The organism is Hymenobacter sp. BRD128, from assembly GCF_013256625.1.
GTDB lineage: Bacteria > Bacteroidota > Bacteroidia > Cytophagales > Hymenobacteraceae > Hymenobacter.
The window spans coordinates 4,135,286-4,157,340 of sequence record NZ_CP053908.1 but is presented as its reverse complement, the minus strand read 5'-3'; the positions used below and the strand labels follow the sequence as shown (position 1 = coordinate 4,157,340).

Here is a 22,055-nt window from a genome sequence, read left to right as displayed (position 1 = left end):
GGAGTGAGGCATTGCCGCTAGCGTAATTCTTCATTCCGCATGCCGAATTTCTTATCCAACGCCAGTACTTGGGGCAGCACCAGCTGCGAGTCGTCGTTGTAGATGACGTAGTCGGCCCTAGCCAGCTTTTCTTCTTCGCTAAGCTGCTTGCTCATAATGGCTTGCACGTCGGCAGCCGAGCGGTGGCTGTCGCGCCGCAGCACCCGCGCCGCCCGCACTTCGGCCGGCGCAAACACGGTAATAATGCCGTCGAGCCCCCGGTAAGAGCCTGACTCGTAGAGCAAAGCGGCTTCTTTCAGCACATACGCGGAGCCGGCCCTTGCCTGCGCGGCCGCCCAGGCGGCAAAATCTTCGCCCACGCGCGGGTGCACCAGCGCATTGAGCCTAGCCAGCTGGGCCGCATCGTTGAAAGCGACCCTGGCCAGGTGGGAGCGATTGAGCTGGCCCTCCGCGTCGTATGCCTCGGCCCCAAAGGCTTGCTGCAACTGCGCCCGTAACACCAAATCATTGGCCATCACATGCTTGGCACGGCTGTCGGAGTCGTATACTGGCACGCCGAGCGCGGCAAAGACCCGCGCCACCACGCTCTTGCCCGAGCCAATACCGCCCGTAATACCAATGCGAAGCATTTGTTGGGGTTATGAGGTAAGAATTATGAGTTGGCGATAAGGTTTCTAACGATTTTATGAGCATCAACTCATACTTCCTAACTTTTGACTTATACCTCTCACAGCGAGTCGCCGCCCGATACCAAATAATACGTGGCCGAGTCGGCGGGCAAGCGCACTAGGCGCACGGTGCCCAGCGAGCGGCGCAGCGGCGGCCGCAGCGGCGAGCGCGGCGGCGGCGTGCCAGGCAGCCGCAAGCGCACCTCGGCGGGCGGCAAGTGCAGGCCCACGGCCCGGCTAAGCAGGCGCCAGCCATTGCCCCGCACCTCGATAGGCACGGTGGGCGGCAGGGGGCGCGCCGGGTGATAGCGCCGGGCATTGTAGCGCCAGCGCACTGGGTAGTCGAGCGAGGCGGTGTAGCTGTTGCTGAGCGAGCGCAGCATCCACAACGTGCTGGCTATCACGAAGCACGCCAGCACAGCGCGGTAAAAGCTCGGCTCGCGGCCTACCAGCGGGCGCAGCAGGCGACCGAGCACCTGGCTAGCCCGGCCGCTGGCGGCGGGGGGCGGCGCGGGCCTCATGCTAGCTGGCTATCGGCGTGGCGCTATCGGTGGCAGTGGCGGGCGAGCCGGCCACGCGCGCGATGGCGCTGCGGTCGAAGCGCAGGCGCTGGCCACGCTCTACTTCGAGCAGCACGGTTTCGGGGCCTACTTCGACCAACAGGCCGTGCAGGCCGCCGATAGTGACTACGCGGGTGCCCTTCACCAGCGACTCGCGAAAGGCCTTGGCCTCGGAGGTTTTGCGCTGCTGCGGCCGAATCATGAAGAAATACAGCACCAGGCCGATAGCTGCCGGGAAGATAAGCTGCATGATGCCGCTGCCCGATGCAGGTGCCTGAAGCAAGAGAGTTAAAAAAGTCATGAGTTAAATCTAAGAAAGCGCAAAAAACGCGGAACTGACAAGGCCGAGAAATAACCGGGCAGCAAGGTAGGCTAGCCAGCGCCGTTGTAGCGGCTACCACCCTAGCCAGCACGGCGCCTTACTTCGTCAGCACATTGCCTTTGATGTAGATAGTCGTGATGCTGGGCTGGGTATTGGCCCGCACACTCACTTGCTTGCTGATGAGGCCCTGCTTGCCGTGGCTGTCAAACTGCACTTCCATCTCGCCGGTGGCACCGGGCGCTACCGCATTTTTAGTCCAGCTGGGGGTGGTGCAGCCGCAGCTGGCCGTGGCATCGGCAATGAGCAGCGGCGTCTTGCCGGTGTTCGTAAACTTGAAGACGTGCTGCACCTTGCTATCAGGCTGAATATCGCCAAAATCGAACTGCTTTTCGGCGAAAGTAAGTACCGGTGCGTTGGGGTTGGGCGCCTCGGTATCGCTGGCCACGTTGGGGTTATCGATGGTGGGGTTAGCCTTGGCATCGGTGGCCGCCTCGTCGGCGGCCGCATTCATGCCCTGGGTACCGGCTTCGGTTTTGTCGCGGTTGCAGCCGCCCAGCAGCAGGGCCGCCACGGCAAGAGAGTAGAGAGTAGAACGCAGCATATACGCAGCATCGGGCGCGGCCTGGCTAGCCTGCGCCCGATGGTCAGGGGTTAAAATCGATTACTTCAGCTTATCAATAATATGCTGGGCAAATTCGCTGGTCGAGGCCCGGCCGCCGAGGTCGCCGGTGCACTGCTCTTTGTGCAGCAGCGTTTCGTTGAGGGCCGCCTCAATGCGCTCCGCATAAGGCTTTTCGTCCAGGTGCTCAAGCATCATCAGCGCCGAGCGCAGCAGGGCGGTGGGGTTGGCTTTGCCCTGGCCGGCAATGTCGGGGGCCGAGCCGTGCACGGCCTCGAAGATGGCCATATTGTCGCCGATGTTGGCACCGGCCACCACCCCTAGCCCGCCCACGAGGCCAGCGCAGAGGTCGGAAAGGATGTCGCCAAACAGGTTGGTGGTCACAATCACGTCGAACTGCTGGGGCTTATTCACCAGCTGCATGCACATATTATCAATGATGCGGTCGTCGTAAAACGTCACCTCCGGAAACTCGGCCGACGCCTCTTTGCAGGCATCAATCATAAGCTTGCCGGCCTGCTTCAGGATGTTGCCTTTGTGGGCCAGCGTCACGTGCTTGCGGCCGTGCTTGGCGGCGTAGGCAAAGGCGGCGCGGCAGATTTTGCGGCAGCCCACCACGGTGTTGCGGCTGATGGAATCGGCAATGCCCAGGCGCTCGTCCCACAACTCCAGCCCGGCATAGAGGCCCTCGGTATTCTCGCGAAACAGCACCAGGTCAATGCCTTTGAAGGGCGTTTCGATGCCGGGCGTCGTCTTGGCCGGGCGCACGTTCTGGTAGAGGTCGTATTTCTGGCGCAGCGTAATGTTTACGCTGCGAAACCCTTTGCCTACCGGCGTGGTCACAGGGCCTTTGAGGCCCACACGGGTGCGCTCCAGCGAGTCAAACAGCGTTTGGGGTAGCAGGGCACCGCTTTCGGCCAGGGCCGTTTCGCCCGCGTTGTGGGTTTCCCACTGCACCGGCGCCTGGGCGGCGGTGAGGATATCGACAACGGCACGGGTGATTTCCGGACCGATACCATCGCCGGGAATGAGGGTTACGAAATGCATACAAAAGGTGGTAACAGGAAGTAGTAAGGGCGCCAAAAGCAAGCGGGTGCGACGGGGCTAGCCCATCGCACCCGCCGCTAGCTTAGTTGATGGCGCGCCGCGAGTTGATTTGACTGATGAGCTGGTCCACATCGCCCAGCAGCTGCTCGGCCTTGCTTTTGGCGTCCTGAATCACGCGCTGGCCTTCGCTTTTGGCCGACGACGGGGTGTTGTCGCGGCTCGTGACGAGGCTTTCGGTGAGGTCGGCCAGCACCGAGCGATATTTCTCCAGCTGGTAGCTGAGCCAGGAGCGGGTTTCGCGGCCGGTTTCGGGCGCGTAGAGCAGGCCAATGGCGGCCCCAGCCAGGGCGCCGCCCGTGAAGCACAAGATACCGGTGGTGGTTTTGCTAGCCATTTGAGAGGAAGGGTGGTGAGAGAAAAGGAGTTAAAGGAAAAGCTACTGGTTGTCCAGCAGGCCGCGGCCCGACTTGCGAATTTCGCCGCTAGCCGCCAGGTCCTGGGCCAGCTTATCCAAAATGCCGTTTACGAATTGTTTGCTCTTCGGGGTGCTGTACAGCTTGCTGATTTCGATGTACTCGTTGATGGTCACCTTCACCGGGATGCCCCGAAAAAGCTGCATCTCGCAAAGCGCCATCTTCAAAATGATTTTATCGAGCAAAGCTACTCGCTCCACGTCCCAGTTCTGGGTCGATTCGGCGATGAGCTTTTCCGACTTCGCATCATCGGCCAGGGTCTGCTTGTAGAGCGTTTCGGCAAAGTCGCGGTCGTCCTGCCAGTTGGCGCTCAGGTTCATCAGCTCCTGCTTCTCATCGGCCGCGTAGGGCAGCATTTTCAGGGTCTTAAGCACCAGGTTGCGCACGATGGGCCGGTTTTCCTCCCAGTTCAGGTCGTTGCTTTCGAGCCAGCGCGGCAGGGCTTCGCCCTTGAATACGAAGTCTTTGTAGAGGTGGCGCGCCAGCTCCATGTCGGTGTCGTAGTCGGTTTCGGCCAGGCCCGTATTTTTGCCGGCCAGGTAAGCCTGCACGGTTTCGTCGGGCTTCATCTCCTTCTGCCAGGCTTCGCGCAGGGCGTCGAGCTCCTCGCTGTCCGTCCATTGCAGCTTGCGCTTGATGGTGGTTTGCAGCAGCTGCTCGTTTTCCTTGAGCTTGGCAAAAGCAGCGTTGCCGAACAGCCTAGCCGTGCCTTCGGTATCGAAGCGCGGGCCGGTGTAGCGCCGCGCCTCGCGCTCATTGTCCTCGGTGATGACTTGCAGCAGCGCCTGCGGCATGTTCAGCAGGTGCAGGTACTGGTCGTGAATGCTCTCGGCGCCGTGCAGCAGCTGCCCACCGTAGAACGCGCCTTCCTTGTTTACCAGCCGCTCGTAGTATTCGATGGCGCCTTTTACAGCGGCGGCCACCTCCTTGTCGTCGGAGCCCGACTCGGGCAGCTCGCCGGTGCGGTGCCAGTCGCGCAGCTGCGCTTCGCCCAGCTTGCGCTGGCCTTCGAGCAGGCGGCGGTCGGGGGCCTTGTCGGCGGTGAGGTCGGGCTCAAAAGCCGCCGCGATGCGGTCCTGGGCCAGCAGCAAATCGGCGGCAACCGCTTGCTGGTAGGCATAAAGGGCCTGCATGACTTTGATGCGGAGAAGACGGCGGTTTAGCATTTTCGGTTGATTATGAATTATGAATTATGAATTGAGAACAACTGAATGGGACCAAGCAGCTTGCCCAATTCATACTTCTCAATTCATAATTTTTTTAGTAGGTCGCTTTTACCCGGCCCACGGCTTCGATGCGCTCCTGGGCCTGGCGGATGGCAGCCGCCTGGGGGTGGCTGTTTTCCTGCTCGGCTTTCTCCAGCACTTGCAGGGTATAGTCGTAGATGTTGGAGGTTTGGGCCAGGGCACCCTGGCGGGTGCTACCCGTTATTTCGGAGTAGACGTTGATGAGGCCGCCGGCATTTATCAGAAAGTCAGGCGCGTACACGATGCCGCGGCGCACCAGCTCGGGGCCGTGCTCGTTTTCGCGGGCTAGCTGGTTGTTGGCCGAGCCGGCAATGACGCGGCACTTGAGGCGGCCGATGGTGTCGTCGTTGATGGTGGCCCCCAGCGCGCAGGGCGAGTAAATGTCCACGTCCTGGTCGTAAATTTCTTCCAGGCCCACGGCCACGGCACCGAAGCGGCTGGCCGCCTCGTAGGCGCGCTCCTCGTAGTAGTCGGTGAGCACGAGGCTAGCCCCTTCTTTTTGCAGATATTCCAGCAGGTAGGTGCCCACGTGGCCCACGCCCTGCACGGCGATGCGCTTGCCGGCCAGGCTGTCCGAGCCGAAGGCTTTTTTGGCGGCGGCCTTCATACCCATGTACGTGCCGTAGGCCGTCACCGGCGAGGGGTCGCCCGAGCCGCCCATGCTCTCGGGCAGGCCGGCTACGTGCTTGGTTTCCATGCGAATGTACTCCATGTCCTTGGTGGTCATGTTCACATCCTCGGCCGTGATATACTTGCCGTTCAGGTTGTTCACGAAGCGGCCGAACTTGCGCAGCAGCGCTTCGTTTTTCAGCTTCTTCACGTCGCCGATGATGACGGCCTTGCCGCCGCCCAGGTTCAGGCCCGAGATGGCGGCCTTATAGGTCATGCCCCGGCTCAGGCGCAGCACGTCGCGCAGCGCCTCGGCCTCGGTGGCGTAGTGCCACATGCGGGTGCCGCCCAACGCGGGGCCGAGCACCGTGTTGTGAATCCCGATAATGGCTTTGAGGCCGGTTTCGTGGTCGTGGCAGTACACCACTTGCTCGTGCTGAAATTCGGCTACCTGCTCAAAAATGGAGCCGGTGGCCTGGGTTGGCGCGTCGAGTACCATAGGGTTAAAAAGGAAAAATGGGTGGGATTGGGAGGGAAGAGTGGGGTGTAACTTTGTTAGAGCCGTGCCCGGCAACTGGTTCCGGGCCAGCGCTCGAACGCCGTTCTGAGTGCAAAAGTACCCGTTTTTTTTCGGTTGCGGCCCGGTTTTCCGGCCCTAACCCCTCCCCTGCTTATGCCCACCCGCGCCCTGGTTGCCGTCAATCCGCATATTTTCCGCTACAAATGGCATTTCCTCGGCGGGGTGCTGTTTGTGATTCTGAGCACGCTGCTAACCATTTTTCCGGCTCAGCTCGTGCGCTATTCCTTCGATTTGGTGAATGAAGGAATCGACCTCTACCACCTCTACGCCGGCACGCAGGCGCAGGCGGGCGTCTACCAGCTGTTTGGGCGCAACGTGCTGTTCTACGGCATGGTCATTATCGCGCTAGCCCTGCTGCGCGGCATTTTCCTGTTTTTTATGCGCCAGACGCTCATCGTGATGTCGCGGCTCATCGAAAACGACCAGAAAAACCAGATTTACCAGCACTACCAGTCGCTGCCGCTCGCCTTCTACCGCCGCCACAGCACCGGCGACCTCATGTCGCGCATCTCCGAAGATGTGGGCCGCGTGCGCATGTACCTCGGACCGGGCATTATGTATTTCCTGCAATTAGTGGTGCTCTTCATCCTCGTGGTGCCGCTCATGCTGCTGGTAAATGTGCGCCTGACGGTGCTCACGCTGCTGCCGCTGCCTGTTCTGTCGGCGAGCATTTTTTACATCAACAACCTGATTGAGAAGAAGTCGGACGACATTCAGAAGGCCCTGGCCGCCATGACGACCTTTACCCAGGAAGCCTTTTCGGGTATTCGGGTGCTCAAGTCGTTCGTGCGCCAGCAGGATTCTTACGAGCAGTTTCAGGTATCAACCAACGAATACAAAGACAAGTCCTTGAGCCTCAACTTCGTCAATTCCCTGTTTTTTCCGCTGATTATGTTCCTGGTGGGCATCAGCACCATTGTCACGGTCTGGATTGGCGGCCAAGAGGTTATCCGGGGCACCATCACGACGGGCAGCATCGCCGAGTTTATTATTTACGTGAATCTGCTGACCTGGCCCGTAACGGCGCTCGGCTGGACCTCCTCGCTGGTGCAGCGCGCCGAGGCTTCGCAGGCCCGCATCAACGAGTTTCTGGACGAGAAAACCGACATCGTTTCGCGCCAGCACATCCGCCAGGAAATCGCGGGCGACATTGTATTTGACCACGTTACGTTTACCTACCCCGACACCGGTATTAAGGCGCTGCGCGACGTGAGCTTCCGCATCCGGCCGGGCCAGACCCTCGCCGTGATTGGCAACACCGGCTCGGGCAAGAGCACCATTGCCGCGCTGCTCTGCCGGCTGTATGACGTAACGAGCGGGGCTATTCGGCTAGATGGTACCGATGTGCGCGACTACGCGCTGGCTAGCCTGCGCGAGCAAATCGGCTACGTGCCGCAGGACGTTTTCCTCTTCTCCGACAGCATTCGCAACAACATCAACTTCGGCCTCGACCAGCCCGATGAGGACCGCATGACCCAGGCCGCCCGCGACGCCGACGTGTACGACAACATTATCCGCTTCCCCGAAGGCTTCGATACCAAAGTGGGCGAGCGCGGCATCACGCTTTCGGGCGGCCAGAAACAGCGCGTGAGCATGGCCCGCGCCCTGGTGAAGGAGCCTAAAATTCTGATTCTCGACGACTCGCTCTCGGCCGTGGATACCAAGACCGAGAACGCCATTCTCGACAGCCTGCAGCGCGTGATGAAGAACCGCACCAGCCTTATCATCTCACACCGCGTATCGTCGGTGAAGCTAGCCGATGAAATACTCGTGCTCGACGACGGCCAGATAGTGCAGCACGGCACCCACACCGCCCTCATGGCCGAGCCCGAGGGTCTGTACCGCGCCCTCTACGAGCGCCAGCTTCAGGCCGAGGCCACAGCTTCGTAAGCAGCCGGAGCGGCGCTGGCCAGCTTGGCTATTGCAGCTGTATCAGCTTGGTGCCTTTCTTCTCGCCGGCGGTGCAGCGCACCACGTAGGGGCCGGCGGGTAGCGTGCCCACGCGCATCACGGTGGGGGTGGTGCCGACCATCACCGTTTTGGTGAGTACCGGGTGGCCTTCCTTGTCGTTGATTTCGAAGCGCGTGGGGCCGGGCGCATCGCAACGCACGGTGAGCGTGTGCGCAATGGGGTTCTGGTCGGCCTTGATTTTCAAGGCGTTCGGGTCGGGCGCCGGGGTTACGGGGGCTAGCGCGATGGGTGCGGGCGTGCCCGGAGCCGCCGCAGGCGCAGTAGTGGCAGCAGCAGCGGGGGCCGCCGGTTTAGCTGGGGGCGTAGTCTGGGCCAGCAGCCCAAGCGGGGCCAGCAGCAAGCCGGCCGCTAGTATAGATACTGATTTCATAAAGTAATACAAAATAAAGCCGGGTCCCTAGTTCTGGTAAATTAGCCGGGTAAAGATACAGCAGCACGAAGTATGCTACTTCACAAACCGTATAGTTGTTTTTTATTCGCTGCTAGCTACGCTTTTAGCTTTATTTTCGAGGGCAGGCAGCCGAAAAGCGCTGGCTAGCCTTGCGAAAACACGTTTTGATTGCCTACCTTTGCACTTCCAAATGCCCTCGGGGTGTAGCGTAGCCTGGTATCGCGCCAGCATGGGGTGCTGGAGGTCGTAGGTTCGAATCCTGCCACTCCGACCGAGGAGCAAGTTAGCCCCCCGAAAAAGCCCCCGACCTTCGGGTCGGGGGCTTTTTTAGGCCAACTTTCCCCATTTGGAATTCCCGACGCGGAGCCGCCCCATCGGTTTCGCTTAGTTTTCGGGGTGTAGCGCAGCCCGGTAGCGCGCGTCGTTCGGGACGACGAGGCCGTAGGTTCGAATCCTGCCACCCCGACTGGCTAAAAAGCCCGGCCCTTCTCGCGGGAGAAGGGCCGGGCTTTTTAGTTTTCCGGGCTTGCGTCCGGGCGCGGCTTTTGGGCGCACAAAGCCAAATTGCCGGCGTGGTATACGACCGGTAGTCGGCCGGGCCGGCGGTTTGGCTACTTCACTCCCACCCGCAATTCATCTACCTCATCGGCGCCAAACTGCTCGAGGTAGAAGGGCTGCTTAGTCAGCTTTTGCTCTTTAATAGCCTGCTGAGCAGCGGCGTAGAGCTTGCCGGGGGCTAGCAGAAAGCTCACGCCCCGCACGCGGGCGGCCACTACGCGCCGGCCGGCCGGCACCACGCGGTAGCGCCAGCCGGTGGGTAGCACGGCGGCCGAATCGGGCACGCGCACGCCCACAAAGGCCCGGATGGAATCGTGGGCCGACTCGGGGTCATTGTAGTACAGGTTGGCTAACGGGAGGTCATGATTGGCATCTTGCCGCTGCTTGGCTTCGCGGAATAGCTCGCCAAAACGGGCATCATCAACCTTGCCGCGAAAAGGCTGGCCGGCCAGCAGCACCGGCGCGGCGGTAGTTTCGAGGGCCGCGCTAGGGGTGCGCAGGCCCCCCAGGTAAGCATAAATGCTCAGGCCAATAGCAGTAAAAATGAGAACGAGAGGAAAGAAGAAACGCATAGAGTGAATAAGAAATTGAAAATGAAGTAGTACCTGTCGCAATTGAGCGCCCGCTAGCCCTCGTTCGAAAGCCGCACTTCCTCATTCTTCATTCCTAGTTCTTCATTGCTTTCCGCGCCCTTATACTGCATGCGGTAGAGCTGGGCGTAGTAGCCGCCGAGGCGCAGCAGCTCGTCGTGGGTGCCGGTTTCCTTGATTTCGCCGCGGTCGAGCACGATGATGCGGTCGGCCTTTTGGATGGTGCTGAGGCGGTGGGCGATGACGAGCGAGGTGCGGCCTTCCATCAGCTTGTCGATGGCGTGCTGAATCATCTCCTCGGTTTCCGAATCGACCGACGACGTAGCCTCATCGAGCACGATAATGCGCGGCTCGTACACCAAGGCCCGCACGAAGCTGATGAGCTGGCGCTGGCCCACCGAAAGCGTGGCCCCGCGCTCCATCACCGGGTAGTCGAGGCCGCCGGGCAGGCGCCCGATGAAGCGCTCGGCGCCCACCAGGGCGGCGGCTTCCCAGATTTTAGTATCCTTTATTTCCTTGTTGCCCAGCGTAATATTGTCGCGGATGGAGCCGGCGAACAAGAATACGTCTTGCAGCACCACGCCAATCTGACGGCGCAGCTGGCTAAGGTCGTACTCGCGCAAATCCTGGCCATCGACCCGGATGTGGCCTTGTTGAATATCGTAGAAGCGGCTTAGCAGGTTGATAATACTCGTTTTGCCGGCGCCGGTGGCACCCACGAAAGCGACGGTCTGGCCGGGCTGCACGTGAAAGCTGATATCCTTCAGTACCCATTCGGGCTCATTGTAGGCAAACCACACCTTATCAAACTCGACCTCGCCTTGCAGCTGCGGCACGGGCTTGGTGCCCGAAGTAGCTACCAGGTCCTCGTTGTCGAGCAGCTTGAGCAGGCGCTCGGTACTCACGAGGCCTAGCTGGAGGGTATTGAAGCGGTCGGCAATCTGACGGATAGGCCTAAAAAACAGTGCGTTATACATAATAAAGGCAATCAGCTCGCCCTTCGAGATGGTGCCCGCAATCTGGCCCTGGGCGGCATACCACACCAGCAGGCCCACGCCGATGGCACCCAGCACCTCGGCCACCGGAAAATAAATGCTGTAGTAGAGCACCGACTTGATGTTGGCCCGGGTGTGCTCCTGGTTTATCGCCTCAAACTTGCGGTACTCGCGCTCCTGGTTATTAAAAATCTGCACCACATTCATGCCCGTGAGGTGCTCCTGCACGAAGGAATTGAGCTTAGCCACGGCGTTGCGCACTTCCTGAAAGCTGCCTTTGACTTTTTCCTTAAACACGTAGGTGCTGAAGAGCAGCGGTGGAATAACGGAAAGGCTGATGAGCGCCAGCTGCCAGTTGGTCCAGAACATGAAAATCATGAGGAACACAATCTGGAGCAGGTCGCCGACCATCGCGGCTAGCCCCTCGCTGAAGACATCGGCCAGGGTTTCGACGTCCGAGATGTTGCGCGTGACTAGCACGCCGATGGGCGTGCGGTCGAAGAAGCTGAGCTTGAGGCTGAGCAGGTGCCGGTAGAGGTCGGCCCGGATATCGCGCACGATGTACTGGCCTAGCCAGCCGCCGTAGTAGGTCTGCAGGTAGCTTACCAGGGTGTGCACCAGCAGTAGCCCGAGCAGCCACAGTGTGGAGCGGTTGAGGCCCGCCCAGTCGTTGTTGGTGATATCCACATCGACCATGCGCTGAATAAGCGCCGGGCGCACGGTGCCCAGCACGGCCGTAGCCACCGTGAGCACAATGAGGCCGATAAACGTGCCGCGGTAGGGCTTGACGTAGGTGAGCAGGCGGCGCAGCACCTGCCAGTCAAACACCTGGCCGGTTTTGGTAGCGGAGGTTGGGTCCATAGAAGTAGCTTGCTAACAAAGGTCGGCACGTTTCGTTGCCAGGCGTGCCGCTTCTCGCCCACTTAGCAGTGTACTGTTTTATACTGGGCAGGGAACCCATTCAAAATAAAACAAGCTTTTTTGTACTTCAGCGCGCGTTTTTAGGAATCAGTTTCACTTGGCACTATCCCCGGCCCATAGTCTACTTTGCTTAAATACAGTCCTTTAGCCGGCGCCGCACCACTGGCAGCAATACGCTGCTGGCGGTGTAGTACCTGCTGAAATTCGAGCGGCGTGAGCTTGCCGCGGCCCACGTCGAGCAGGGTGCCCACAACCAGCCGCACCATGCCCCGCACGAAGCGATTGGCCCGAATGCTGAACACGAGGCCGCTGGCCTCCTCGCGCCAGCCAGCCTCGTAGAGGTAGCACACGTAGTGCGTTTCGGCGCCCTTGACCTTGGAGAAGGCCGTGAAATCGAACTGGCCCACGAGGTAGGCGGCGGCCTCGTTCATGGCGGCCACGTCGGGCGCCCGGTCGAGGTACAGCGCCTGGTCGCGCCGAAACGGGTTAGGCCGCAAGCTCACGAAGTATTCGTAGGTGCGCGCCTCGGCCGAGAACCGGGCGTGGTCCTTGGGCCCCACTTCGTGAATGCGGAAAGCCTGCACATCGGGCGGCAGGGCCCGGTTTACGCGGTAGCGCAGCAGGTCGAAGGTCATGCCCTCGGGCAGCGCGGCCTCAAAATGAGCTACCTGGTGGCTGGCGTGCACGCCGGTATCGGTGCGGCCGCTGCCTAAGGTATGCACGGGCTGGCGCAGCACCTGGCTCAGCGCCTTATCGAGGGTGGCCTGCACGGTGGGCACGCCGGGCTGCACCTGCCAGCCGCAGTAAGCCGTGCCGTCGTAGGCAAAATGAATGAAGTAGCGCATGGCAGCCGCAAAAGTACCGCCAGTACGCCGGGCAGGCGTTTGCGCACGCGGCTGTGCGGCTGGGCTATCCGCTACATCAGCCCTTCGTACAGGGCCATAAAGGCTTGCTCGCGCGGCAGCTCGCCCGCCTCGTAGCGCCGCAGCCGGGCCAGGGCATCGGGGCTAGCCGGCTGCCCGCACAGGGTTTGCACGAGCAAGGCGGTTTCGACCTCGCGCTGCCGGGCCGCCCGAGCGGCAGCCGGCCCAGCGGATTGGTCTAACGAAGAAGAAGCTTGGAAATTCATAACTCAGAAAGGTGCAACTGAGAATAGGTCAGAATAGTTGGCAGGAGTATTTACCAGGGCAGCAGCGGCCGGGGACGGGTTTTGGCCATTATTTCAGCCTTTGAGTTGACTTGCAGCTTGCGATAAACCTGCCGGATGTGCGAGCGCACGGTGTCGAGGCTAAGCCCCAGACGGTCGGCGATGAGCTTGTAGCTCAAGCCATCTTCGATGCCCCGCACGATGTCGTGCTCGCGGGGAGTAAGGCTAGCCAGTGGACTGGTAGGCTGGGGGGCAAAGTAGCGGGTGACGTGCCGGGCCACGCTCGGGCTCATGGGTGAGCCGCCGGCCGCCACTTGCAGCAAGTGCTCTTTTAATAACGGGAGCGGCGTCGTTTTTTCGAGATACCCGATGGCACCTTGGCGCAGGGCTTCGAATACCCGCTCGGCATCGGTATACACGCTAAGCATGAGCACCTCGGCCTCTGGCAGCACCTGCCGCAGCAGCGCCAGCCCTTCTATGCCTGAGCGCCCGGGCAGGCCGATATCGGACAGCACCAGGGTAGGGAGCACCGGCAGGCTACCCAATTCAACCATAAATTCCTCGTGCGAGGTCGCACACAGCACGCAGTTGAATTCAGGCTGCGCATCCAGGTATTCGCACAGCGCTTCCCGGATAGCCGTCTGGTCTTCGATGATGCCAAGGATAATCACGCGGGCAAAGGTCGGTGCCACCGTCATACGGCGGTATCGCATAAAGATGTTAGATAACGCGAACATCACCACCGCCCCGGCCGGGCTAGCGGAGCGGCAGCCGCACTATCAGGCGCGTGCCGGGCTGCGCGGCCTCCAGCCCGATAGTGCCGCCCACGGCGCGCGCGCGCATGCGCATGTTGGGCAGGCCCTGGCCGCCGGGCCGGCCAGGGCTGGTGCTGGCTAGGCCACGGCCATCGTCGCGCACTTCCAGCTCGAGCTGCTGGTGGTGCAGGCGGAGGCGCACGTGTACTTGCCGGGCGTGGGCATGCTTCACCACATTGTGCAGCGCCTCCTTGTAGATATAATATAGAGCCTGGCGCGTAGCCAGCGGCACGGTGGCACTGACGATACTGGCCTCAACGCCGAAATCCAGCTCGAGGCCCGCGGGCGGCAGCACTTCGTGGGCATGGTCGCGCAGACGGTCGAGCAGGCTAGCGGCCGAGTCGTAGCGGGCATCAATGCTCCACACGGCATCGCGCATCTGGCGGGCGGCCAGGCGGCTAGCCTCCGCTATCTGGTCGAGATACACCTGCTGCTGGGCCGGAGCGTAGCGGCCCTCGCGCAGCAGGGTGCTCTGCATCGAAATCTGGGTTAGCATACTGCCCACCTCGTCGTGCAGGTCGGCCGCAATACGCGTGCGCAATGCCTCCTGGCGGCGGGTTTCGCGGTGCCGGTAGCGCCAGAAAAATACGCTCCCGCCAGCGGCCAGCAACAAGCCCAGCACTACCAGCGCACCCAGTTGCTGGCGATAGCGCAGCTGCGCCAGCTCCTGCTGCTGCGTTTGCAGCCGCCCCTGCTGCTGCCCCAGCTGCTGCTGAATCTGTTGCCGCCGATGCGACTCCTGCGCCTGCAGGCCCGCCACGCGGCGGCGCGCATCCTCGCCAGTCAGGCTGTCGGCATAGCTGATAGCCAGCGCCTGATACTCATACGCCTGGTGCCACTTACCAAGCTGGGCGTTGGCCTGCGCTAGCACCTGCGCGGCATCGCGGATGGCGGGCCGCAGGCGATGGCCCCGGTTAAGGGCCAGGCTGCGCTTGCCGTAGTAACAGGCGCTATCGGGCTGACCCATAGCCAGGTAGATGCGGCCCAGCAGTAGCTGAGCCCGCGCGGCTGGCCCTTCCCATTCAGCCTCCAGGGCCTGGCGAAGCAGGTCCCGCGTAGCAGCCAGTGCGGCTTCGTGGTTGCCCTGGCGGTCGGTCATTTCGGCAATACTCAGCTCTACCGGCAGCATGCCCTGGGTATTGAATACGTCGTGGTAGCTAGCGGCGGCGGCCGTATAGTAGTGGCCAGCCAGGCTCCAGTGGGCCTGCTGCCGGTTCAGGTCGCCCAGGCCGCTATAAGCCCCACCGATGCCAATTTTGTCTTTGATGCTTTGCGCCAGGCGCAGGGCCTGGTCGAAATGCGTCTGCGCGGTAGCGTACTCACCCAACGGAATTTCTACCAGTCCGGATTCAATTAGCTGAAAAAGCTCTGCCCGGCGGTTATGAATAGCCTGCGCCAGCGCCAAGCCTTGCAGGTTAACATCCAGGGCGCGGCTGTAGTCGCCCTGCTCCGAATAGATGCGCGCCAGGTTATACAGCCCCCGGGTGCGGTCATAATCACTGTGCAGCTTCGCGGCCAGGCGCAGCGCCTGCTGCGTGTGATAAAGCGCCGAGTCGTACTTGCTAGCCCCCCGATAGTAGTAGCCCAAGCTGAAGTGCGCATTGAGCAGACCCCGGTCGTAGTGCAACTGCTGCGCCAGTCGCAGCGCTTGCTTGGCTAGCTGGCGCGTTTGCAGCGCGTGGTTGATGCGCAATACGAACGCCTGTTTGTTGAGCCGGTTTACCAGGGCTGTATCGGGCTTGGCTACCCGGCCCGGCTCGGATGCAGCAGCCAATAATGGGGGGGCCGCTGGCGCTGCCTGGGCGCCCACTCGAAGTACGGTAGCGCCCAGCAGCCACAGTATTCCCAGCGCCTGATAGCTTAGCAACCGGCTTACCAGCCTCGATTTAAATATACTCCGCAGCATAGGGCTAGCAACTCATACTACGAAGTAACTACGTTTAGCACAATTAAGCTAAGCGAATTAGCTATATGCACCAAAAAAAAGACTCAGCAACCATCTGGCGCTGAGTCTTTCCTGAATGGCTTAAGTAGGGGGCTAGCGGCTGGCGGCCAGGGCCTCAGCGCCACCCACGATTTCGAGAATCTCGGTCGTGATGGCCGCTTGGCGCGTGCGGTTGTACGTTAGCTTCAGTGCCTTCAGCAGCTCGCCGGCGTTGTCGGTGGCTTTGTCCATCGCCGTCATGCGGGCGCCGTGCTCCGAAGCGTTGCTTTCCAATACGGCTTTATAGAGCTGAATTTTCAGGCTCTGCGGAATCAGGGTCTGAATAATTTCTTCTTTGCTTGGCTCAAAGATGTAATCGATGCTGGCATCCGGAGCGTTGGCGCTAGGGGTACCGGCCGGCACCTCGGTAGGCACCAGCGGCAGCAACTGTTCGGTCTGCACCACCTGAGTAGCCACATTTTTGAACTCGTTGTATACCATCACTACCTGGTCGTAGCTGCCTCCGGTAAAGCCGCGCATGGCTTCCTCGGCCGCCACGCGCACCGTGTCGAACGACAGCTTGGCAAACACGTGCGTGTAGTCGCCCACGCGCTTGTAGTTGCGTCGCCCATAGTAGTCGTGCGCCTTTTTACCGATGGCCATCACCGCGATATTGGCCGCCGGCAGGTTGGCGTAGCGCTCCGCAACCAGGGTGTTCACGCCCTTAAATACGTTGGCATTGAACGCGCCGGCTAGCCCTCGGTCCGACGTGATAGCAATAATGAGCACCCGACGCACCTCGCGTACCTGGCCGTACTCGCTCACCACCTCGTCGGTAGTTGTGCGGGTCAGGTTAGCCAGGATACTGGTTAGCCGCTGGGCATAGGGGCGCATCCGAATAATGTTGTCCTGGGCCCGGCGCAGTTTGGCCGCCGCCACCATTTTCATGGCTTTGGTAATCTGCTGCGTGCTCGAAACCGACTGGATGCGCGAGCGAACTTCTTTTAGAGAGGCCATAAAATAGAATAAAAACTAAAATCGTCTGTCATTGCGAGCAGAGCGAAGCAATCGCCCCAGCACAAAATCGTCCGCGCCCGTCTCGTTCAGGTGCTGTCGTTCTGGGGCGATTGCTTCGCGTTGCTCGCAATGACAGACGATTTTTTGCTTATTTACCGAATCTAAGCAGCGTAGCTGGCCGCCACGTCCTTAGCCGTTTGGCGGATGGCACCCGTCACCGAGTCATCCAGCTTGCCAGCTTTCAGCGCCTTAAGAGCGTCGGGGTTGCGGGCGTTCATCACCTGCGTAAACTCCTTCTCAAACTCGCGCACGCGGTTCACGGGCACGGTGTCGAGCAGGCCGTTGGTAGCGGCGTAGATAATGGCCACCTGGTCCTCCACTTTTACGGGCGAGAACTGGGGCTGCTTCAGAATCTCCAGGTTGCGACGGCCACGCTCGATGGTGAGCTTGGTCGAGGCATCGAGGTCCGAGCCGAACTTGGCGAAAGCTTCCAGCTCGCGGAACTGCGCTTGGTCGAGCTTCAGCGTACCAGCTACCTTCTTCATGCTCTTAATCTGAGCATTACCACCCACGCGGCTTACCGAGATGCCCACGTTGATAGCGGGGCGCACACCGGAGTTGAAGAGGTTGGTTTCAAGGAAAATCTGGCCGTCCGTAATCGAGATTACGTTGGTCGGAATGTAGGCCGATACGTCACCAGCCTGGGTTTCGATGAGCGGCAGGGCCGTTAGCGAGCCACCACCTTTCACTAGCGGCTTCAGGCTTTCGGGCAGGTCGTTCATGTTGCGCGCAATCTCGTCCGAAGCGTTGATTTTAGCGGCGCGCTCCAATAAGCGGCTGTGCAGATAGAATACGTCGCCGGGGTAGGCTTCGCGTCCGGGAGGACGGCGCAACAGCAGCGACACCTCGCGGTAAGCCACGGCCTGCTTCGACAAGTCATCATAAACTACCAGCGCCGGACGGCCCGTATCACGGAAGTACTCGCCGATGGCAGCACCCGTGAAGGGAGCGTAGAACTGCATCGGAGCAGGGTCAGAAGCCGAAGCCGACACCACTACCGTATAGTCCATAGCACCGCCCTTGGTTAGGGCCTGCACTACCTGCGCTACCGTCGAAGCCTTCTGGCCGATGGCGACGTAGATGCAGAAAACCGGCTCGCCACGCTCGAAGAACTCGCGCTGGTTGAGGATAGCATCGAGCGCTACGGTTGACTTACCAGTCTGACGGTCGCCGATAATCAGTTCACGCTGGCCGCGCCCAATCGGAATCATGGCGTCGATAGCCTTAATACCGGTTTGCAGCGGCTCAGTTACCGGTTGGCGGAAGATTACCCCAGGCGCCTTGCGTTCCAGGGGCATCTCATAGGTCTGCCCCTGAACAGGACCGCGACCGTCGATAGGCTGGCCCAGCGTGTTTACCACGCGGCCCACGATGCCCTCGCCTACCTGAATAGCGGCAATTTTATTGGTGCGGCGCACGGTAGCGCCCTCTTTGATGTCGCCGTAGTCGCCGAGCATTACGGCACCTACGTTGTCTTCTTCAAGGTTCAGCACCAGCCCTTGCAGGCCATTTTCAAACTCAATCAGCTCGCCCGACTGCGCGTGCGACAGGCCGTAGATGCGGGCCACGCCGTCGCCCACCTGGAGCACGGTGCCGACTTCTTCCAGCTCGGCGGCCGATTTAAAATTGGACAGCTGCTGCCGCAGGATGGCGGATACTTCGTCCGGGCGTACTTCTGCCATTGGAATATTAGTTTAAGCTGGGAGTATAAGTATTGTCGGTGAGGGAGGTGCGCAGGCGGCGCAGGTTGCCTTTCACCGAGTCATCAATCTGGCGGTCGCCTACGCGCAGCACAAAGCCACCAATCAGCGAAGCATCCACCTTTTCGGTAAGCGACACGTCGGGCAAGCCGGTTTGCAGCTTCACCATCTTCTCAATCTCGGCGCGGGTGGCCGGCGTAAGCGGCGAGGCCGAGGTTACTTCGGCTACCTGCACGCCCATCAGGGCATTGTATTGCCGCAGAAACTCGCTGCCGATGTGCTCCAGCGCATCCTCGCGGTTTTTGCTGGTCAGAATTTGAAAAAAGCGCATCAGCATCTCTGACACCTTACCACCAAAAATGGCAGTGAGAATGCTGAGCTTCTTATCGTGCTTCACAATCGGGTTGCGCAGCAGCAGGCGCAGGTCGCGGCTGCCGGCCATAGTGCTGGCCAGCAAGTCCATATCCTGCTTTAGCTTCGCTAGCGTGCCCTGCTCCTGCGCCAGGTCCAGCAAAGACTTGGCGTAGCGGGCGGCTACTTGTTGGTCGGCCATGTTTTTAATGGGTAATGGTTAGTGGTCAATGATTAATGGGTAATAAATGGGAACACTTACGCCAATTTATTACCCATTAACCACTAAGCATTTAGCATTAATTAAGCTTTACGTCTTTCAGGTAATCGTCCACCAGCTTCTGCTGGGCGGCCGGGTCGGCTAGCTCACGGCGCAGCACGCGCTCGGCGATGTCTACGCTTAGCTGGGCAGCGGTATTTTTCACCTCGGCCAGAGCTTGATTTTTTTCCTGCTGAATGGCTTCGCGGGCCTGCTGCGAAATGCGGTTGGCTTCCTCCACAGCCGTGGTCTTAGCCTGCTCGACAAGCTGGTTGGCAATCTTCTGGCCTTCCTTCAGCATCTGGTCGCGCTCGTGGCGGGCGTCGGCCAGCAGCTTTTCGTTGCCGGCTTTCAGGTTTTGCATTTCCAGCTTGGCCTGCTCGGCCATTTTCAGCGCCTGGTCGATGCTGTCTTCACGCTCCTTCAGCGAACCCAGGATGGGCTTCCAGGCGAATCTGGCCAGCAGGAAGAGCAGGATGAGGAAAATCAGGGTTTGCCAGAACAGCAAACCAAATTCGGGGGTGATAAGCGACATAAGGGCGGCAATTATCGGGGTGGCAGCGCGCCCGCTAGGGCACACCAGGTAACATCCGGCGGCGGCAGGTAAGTTGCCAAAGCGGTTGGTTTAGGTTGCTTTACAAACCAAACCCAGGCTTCAGCCGAACGAAAACCCGGCCGGCTGACCTCCTTGCGTGCGGATGCCAGCCGGCCGGGCTATACCGACGCGATTACTGCAGTTTCAGGGCGATGAGCAGGCAGACTACCACTGCGAACAGGGCTGCACCTTCTACCAGAGCGGCCACGATGAGCATAGCAGTCTGGATTTTGCCCGAAGCCTCCGGCTGACGGCCGATGGCTTCCATAGCGCTACCGCCGATGCGGCCAATGCCCAGGCCAGCGCCCAGGATAGCCAGACCAGCGCCGATGCCGGCACCCATTACAGCCAGACCAACCGAATTAACAACTTGCAGCAACAACGAAAGAAGCATGGTAAAAAGAGAAATGTGTGTAGAAAAAAACTTGGAGAAAATACAACCCGGCCACCTGCAGGCAGCCCGGCTAGAGGCTAGTGGGAGGCCGCTACATCAGGCTTGCCAATGTGGTCAAAGTTGGAACCACCCGCCCGCTCATCAGCCGTACCGAAATTTTCGTCGTGGCCGTGGTTTTCGTCATGGTGGTGCTCTTCGAGCGCGCCACCGATGTACATGGCCGTGAGCAGGGTGAAGATGTAAGCTTGCAGTATCGACACCAGCAATTCCAGTACGCTGATAAACAGGCCAAACGGCACCGACAGAAAGCCAGTGAGCGCCGAGCGGAAGATGAAGATGAGGCTGATGAAACTCAGGATGATGATGTGGCCGGCCGTGATGTTGGCAAACAAACGCACCATGAGCGAAAACGGCTTGGTAACGACGCCAATCAACTCAACCGGAATCATGATAATGCGCAGGGGCAGGGGCACACCAGGAGTCCAGAAAATGTGTTCCCAGTAGTATTTATTGCTGCTGAAAAGCGTGACAATCAGCGTCAGTACGGCTAGCATCATCGTCACGGCAATATTGCCGGTGAGATTGGCCGCACCGGGTGTAAGGCCGAGCAGGTTGTTAAACCAGATGAAGAAGAATACCGTGAGCAGGTACGGCATGTAGCGCTCGTACTTGGGGCCAATGCTTTTCTTGGCTACTTCATCGCGAATGAAGATGACAAACGGCTCCAAAAAACCTTGCAGGCCTGCAGGAGCTTGACCGGCACGGCGACCATAAGCTCTAGCTACTGAAGTAAAGACCAAAAACAGAATCAGGCTGCTGACGGCTAGCGCGGCCACGTTCTTGGTAATGGAGAAATCGTATACTTTGCTGCCGTCGGTCGTAACGAGATGCTCTTCCTCCAACTTAAAGCCATTATACGTTTCGCCTTCGGCTACGTGCTTAGAAGAGAACACCGACAGGCCTTTACCGGGCTGGTAGGCGATGACGGGCAGGTAGGTGACGAAGTTGCCGTTGTCGGTGCTGAACCAGTGCCACTCGTGCGAGTCGGCGACGTGGTGCAAAATAACTTCGCCGGGGTTGAAGGCGCCCTCCTTTTTGCCCGCTTCAGTGGGTTCGGCGGCAAAACCGGCGAACGTAAACAAGCAGAGAAAGAGAGTAAGTAACCGCTTCATTAATATTGAGTAAAATCCGGACCCGAAGGTAAATTATTCGCTTTTCGGGAGTTGCTTCGCTGAAAACGGGCGCAAGTTACTAAAAATAGCCCAGATTTCAAACCCGGCGCAGAGAAAGTACCCGATAAAGAAGGCCCCGAGGAAGGTGAGCAAGCCGTGGTTTTCGGCCAGCCCGCCCCGAAAAAAATAGGCTAGCACGATGCCGATGCCCAGCACCAGCCGCAGCCCCACCCCCCCAAAGTAGGCGGCCAAAAAGTTGTCGGGCGCGCGCCGGGTGGTGCGCGCCGTAAACCAATAAGCCAGGAGGGTGAGCCCCAGCAGCGCCCCTAGTACATAGGGTGCCAGCGGGTGAACCACAGTCGAGCCAAAAGCTGCCCGCAAGCCAAAAAGCACGACCAAACAGGCGAGCGCAAAAGCAGCAAACTGCGTGTAAAAGCGGGTATTCATGGGCAGCGGGTCGAAACCGGGCCGCAAAGGTCGGCATGGAAACACGCAAAAGCCCCGTCGGCCGGGGCCGACGGGGCTTTATTTATGAAAAAAAGCTGAAAATCTTTCTTCTCTACAAGTCGGGCAGTTTTAACTCCGGCATTTTGTGCCTTTAGCGGCGGAGTAATACCGCACAGTACTGAGTCACTACCTCTGCTTGCTTCTGAAAGCGATTCTGCTTTCAGCGCGGGTTCTCGCTACTCACTACTGGCTAAGGGTCTGACAAGGGTGGCAGCGCTGGCCCTTGGCCCTAGTAGTCCTCCTCTGCCTAGGCTTAGACAGCAATTAATACTGCCAGCGGACTAAGGCTGCGTAGCGGAACGAATAACTTGGTACAGCGCTCCCAAGATACCGGTCAGCGTTAGGCCAATGGTAAACCAGGGCGTGTGCGTTTGAAAATGCTTATCGAGCCAGATACCGGCCCAGGTGCTGAGGCCGATAATGGCCACCATTTGCGCGGCAATGCCGGAATACTTAGCCAGGGCTGAACTGTTACGGGCCGATTCGTCGGCGTCGGGGGTGGGTGGGGTGGTTGCCATGCTGGCCGGCGGATTAGAAGAGTGGTAAAGCTAAGCGTCAGATGA

At 59.9% G+C, this 22,055-nt stretch carries 24 protein-coding genes and 2 tRNA genes; 3 read left to right on the top strand and 23 right to left on the bottom strand.

The window, feature by feature from the left end; genetic code table 11:
• Positions 1–17: 17 nt before the first annotated feature.
• From coaE to GKZ68_RS18435, 8 genes are all read right to left on the bottom strand, one after another.
• Positions 18–629 carry a dephospho-CoA kinase gene (gene coaE / locus GKZ68_RS18470; RefSeq protein WP_173117388.1) on the bottom strand — a complete coding sequence of 204 codons (612 nt, stop codon included), beginning with the start codon at positions 627–629 and terminating at the stop codon, positions 18–20.
• Between the two features lie 98 nt (positions 630–727).
• Entirely contained in the window at positions 728–1,189 is a 462-nt protein-coding gene (locus tag GKZ68_RS18465; RefSeq protein ID WP_173117386.1) for a hypothetical protein, read from the bottom strand.
• A 1-nt stretch (position 1,190) separates the two neighbouring features.
• The gene (gene yajC, locus GKZ68_RS18460; protein WP_173117384.1) at positions 1,191–1,529 is read right to left on the bottom strand and encodes a preprotein translocase subunit YajC; all 339 of its coding nucleotides are present in this window, start codon (positions 1,527–1,529) and stop codon (positions 1,191–1,193) included.
• Between the two features lie 118 nt (positions 1,530–1,647).
• A complete protein-coding gene (locus GKZ68_RS18455; RefSeq protein ID WP_173117382.1) occupies positions 1,648–2,151 on the bottom strand; it encodes a DUF1573 domain-containing protein in 504 nt (167 codons plus the stop codon).
• 60 nt (positions 2,152–2,211) lie between these two features.
• Positions 2,212–3,216, bottom strand: coding sequence for an isocitrate/isopropylmalate dehydrogenase family protein (locus tag GKZ68_RS18450; RefSeq protein WP_173117380.1), 1,005 nt, complete (start codon positions 3,214–3,216; stop codon positions 2,212–2,214).
• Between the two features lie 82 nt (positions 3,217–3,298).
• Positions 3,299–3,610, bottom strand: a complete 312-nt coding sequence (locus GKZ68_RS18445; RefSeq protein WP_173117378.1) for a YtxH domain-containing protein — start codon at positions 3,608–3,610, stop codon at positions 3,299–3,301.
• Positions 3,611–3,652: 42 nt separating this feature from the next.
• Positions 3,653–4,822: a transcription antitermination factor NusB gene (gene nusB / locus GKZ68_RS18440; protein ID WP_254244064.1), complete on the bottom strand. Its 1,170-nt coding sequence runs from the start codon at positions 4,820–4,822 to the stop codon at positions 3,653–3,655.
• A gap of 127 nt (positions 4,823–4,949) precedes the next feature.
• Entirely contained in the window at positions 4,950–6,044 is a 1,095-nt protein-coding gene (locus GKZ68_RS18435; protein WP_173117376.1) for a Glu/Leu/Phe/Val dehydrogenase, read from the bottom strand.
• A gap of 174 nt (positions 6,045–6,218) precedes the next feature.
• On the opposite strand from GKZ68_RS18435, the gene GKZ68_RS18430 reads away from it, so the two are divergent.
• A complete protein-coding gene (locus GKZ68_RS18430) occupies positions 6,219–8,015 on the top strand; it encodes an ABC transporter ATP-binding protein (RefSeq protein WP_173117375.1) in 1,797 nt (598 codons plus the stop codon).
• Between the two features lie 28 nt (positions 8,016–8,043).
• On the opposite strand, the gene GKZ68_RS21765 is transcribed toward GKZ68_RS18430, so the two are convergent.
• Positions 8,044–8,466, bottom strand: a complete 423-nt coding sequence (locus GKZ68_RS21765; protein ID WP_217275275.1) for a hypothetical protein — start codon at positions 8,464–8,466, stop codon at positions 8,044–8,046.
• 218 nt (positions 8,467–8,684) lie between these two features.
• Between GKZ68_RS21765 and GKZ68_RS18420 the strand changes: the two genes are divergently transcribed.
• Both GKZ68_RS18420 and GKZ68_RS18415 read left to right on the top strand, forming a co-directional pair.
• A tRNA-Pro gene (locus tag GKZ68_RS18420) sits at positions 8,685–8,758 on the top strand.
• Between the two features lie 121 nt (positions 8,759–8,879).
• Positions 8,880–8,953, top strand: a tRNA-Pro gene (locus tag GKZ68_RS18415).
• Between the two features lie 145 nt (positions 8,954–9,098).
• Here GKZ68_RS18415 and GKZ68_RS18410 read toward each other — a convergent pair.
• From GKZ68_RS18410 to GKZ68_RS18345, 14 genes are all read right to left on the bottom strand, one after another.
• Positions 9,099–9,617 carry a GyrI-like domain-containing protein gene (locus tag GKZ68_RS18410; protein ID WP_173117374.1) on the bottom strand — a complete coding sequence of 173 codons (519 nt, stop codon included), beginning with the start codon at positions 9,615–9,617 and terminating at the stop codon, positions 9,099–9,101.
• Positions 9,618–9,670: 53 nt separating this feature from the next.
• Positions 9,671–11,491, bottom strand: a complete 1,821-nt coding sequence (locus GKZ68_RS18405) for an ABC transporter ATP-binding protein (RefSeq protein WP_173117373.1) — start codon at positions 11,489–11,491, stop codon at positions 9,671–9,673.
• A gap of 140 nt (positions 11,492–11,631) precedes the next feature.
• Entirely contained in the window at positions 11,632–12,396 is a 765-nt protein-coding gene (truA, locus tag GKZ68_RS18400; RefSeq protein WP_173117372.1) for a tRNA pseudouridine(38-40) synthase TruA, read from the bottom strand.
• Between the two features lie 71 nt (positions 12,397–12,467).
• Entirely contained in the window at positions 12,468–12,680 is a 213-nt protein-coding gene (locus tag GKZ68_RS18395; protein ID WP_173117370.1) for a hypothetical protein, read from the bottom strand.
• 50 nt (positions 12,681–12,730) lie between these two features.
• Complete coding sequence (locus tag GKZ68_RS18390) at positions 12,731–13,411, bottom strand: response regulator transcription factor (RefSeq protein ID WP_173117368.1); 681 nt, start codon at positions 13,409–13,411, stop codon at positions 12,731–12,733.
• Between the two features lie 43 nt (positions 13,412–13,454).
• Positions 13,455–15,287: an ATP-binding protein gene (locus GKZ68_RS18385; RefSeq protein WP_173117366.1), complete on the bottom strand. Its 1,833-nt coding sequence runs from the start codon at positions 15,285–15,287 to the stop codon at positions 13,455–13,457.
• 264 nt (positions 15,288–15,551) lie between these two features.
• Positions 15,552–16,454, bottom strand: coding sequence for an ATP synthase F1 subunit gamma (gene atpG, locus GKZ68_RS18380; RefSeq protein WP_173117364.1), 903 nt, complete (start codon positions 16,452–16,454; stop codon positions 15,552–15,554).
• Between the two features lie 161 nt (positions 16,455–16,615).
• A complete protein-coding gene (atpA, locus tag GKZ68_RS18375; RefSeq protein WP_173117362.1) occupies positions 16,616–18,196 on the bottom strand; it encodes a F0F1 ATP synthase subunit alpha in 1,581 nt (526 codons plus the stop codon).
• 7 nt (positions 18,197–18,203) lie between these two features.
• A complete protein-coding gene (gene atpH, locus GKZ68_RS18370) occupies positions 18,204–18,767 on the bottom strand; it encodes an ATP synthase F1 subunit delta (protein ID WP_173117360.1) in 564 nt (187 codons plus the stop codon).
• Positions 18,768–18,864: 97 nt separating this feature from the next.
• Positions 18,865–19,359 carry a F0F1 ATP synthase subunit B gene (locus tag GKZ68_RS18365; protein WP_173117358.1) on the bottom strand — a complete coding sequence of 165 codons (495 nt, stop codon included), beginning with the start codon at positions 19,357–19,359 and terminating at the stop codon, positions 18,865–18,867.
• A gap of 193 nt (positions 19,360–19,552) precedes the next feature.
• Positions 19,553–19,813 carry an ATP synthase F0 subunit C gene (atpE, locus tag GKZ68_RS18360; protein WP_151086975.1) on the bottom strand — a complete coding sequence of 87 codons (261 nt, stop codon included), beginning with the start codon at positions 19,811–19,813 and terminating at the stop codon, positions 19,553–19,555.
• A gap of 77 nt (positions 19,814–19,890) precedes the next feature.
• Positions 19,891–20,955, bottom strand: a complete 1,065-nt coding sequence (gene atpB / locus GKZ68_RS18355) for a F0F1 ATP synthase subunit A (protein ID WP_254244063.1) — start codon at positions 20,953–20,955, stop codon at positions 19,891–19,893.
• A 63-nt stretch (positions 20,956–21,018) separates the two neighbouring features.
• On the bottom strand, positions 21,019–21,432 hold the full coding sequence (locus GKZ68_RS18350; RefSeq protein ID WP_173117354.1) for a hypothetical protein: 414 nt from the start codon (positions 21,430–21,432) through the stop codon (positions 21,019–21,021).
• Between the two features lie 341 nt (positions 21,433–21,773).
• Positions 21,774–22,010, bottom strand: coding sequence for an AtpZ/AtpI family protein (locus GKZ68_RS18345; protein WP_173117352.1), 237 nt, complete (start codon positions 22,008–22,010; stop codon positions 21,774–21,776).
• Between the last annotated feature and the right edge of the window lie 45 nt (positions 22,011–22,055).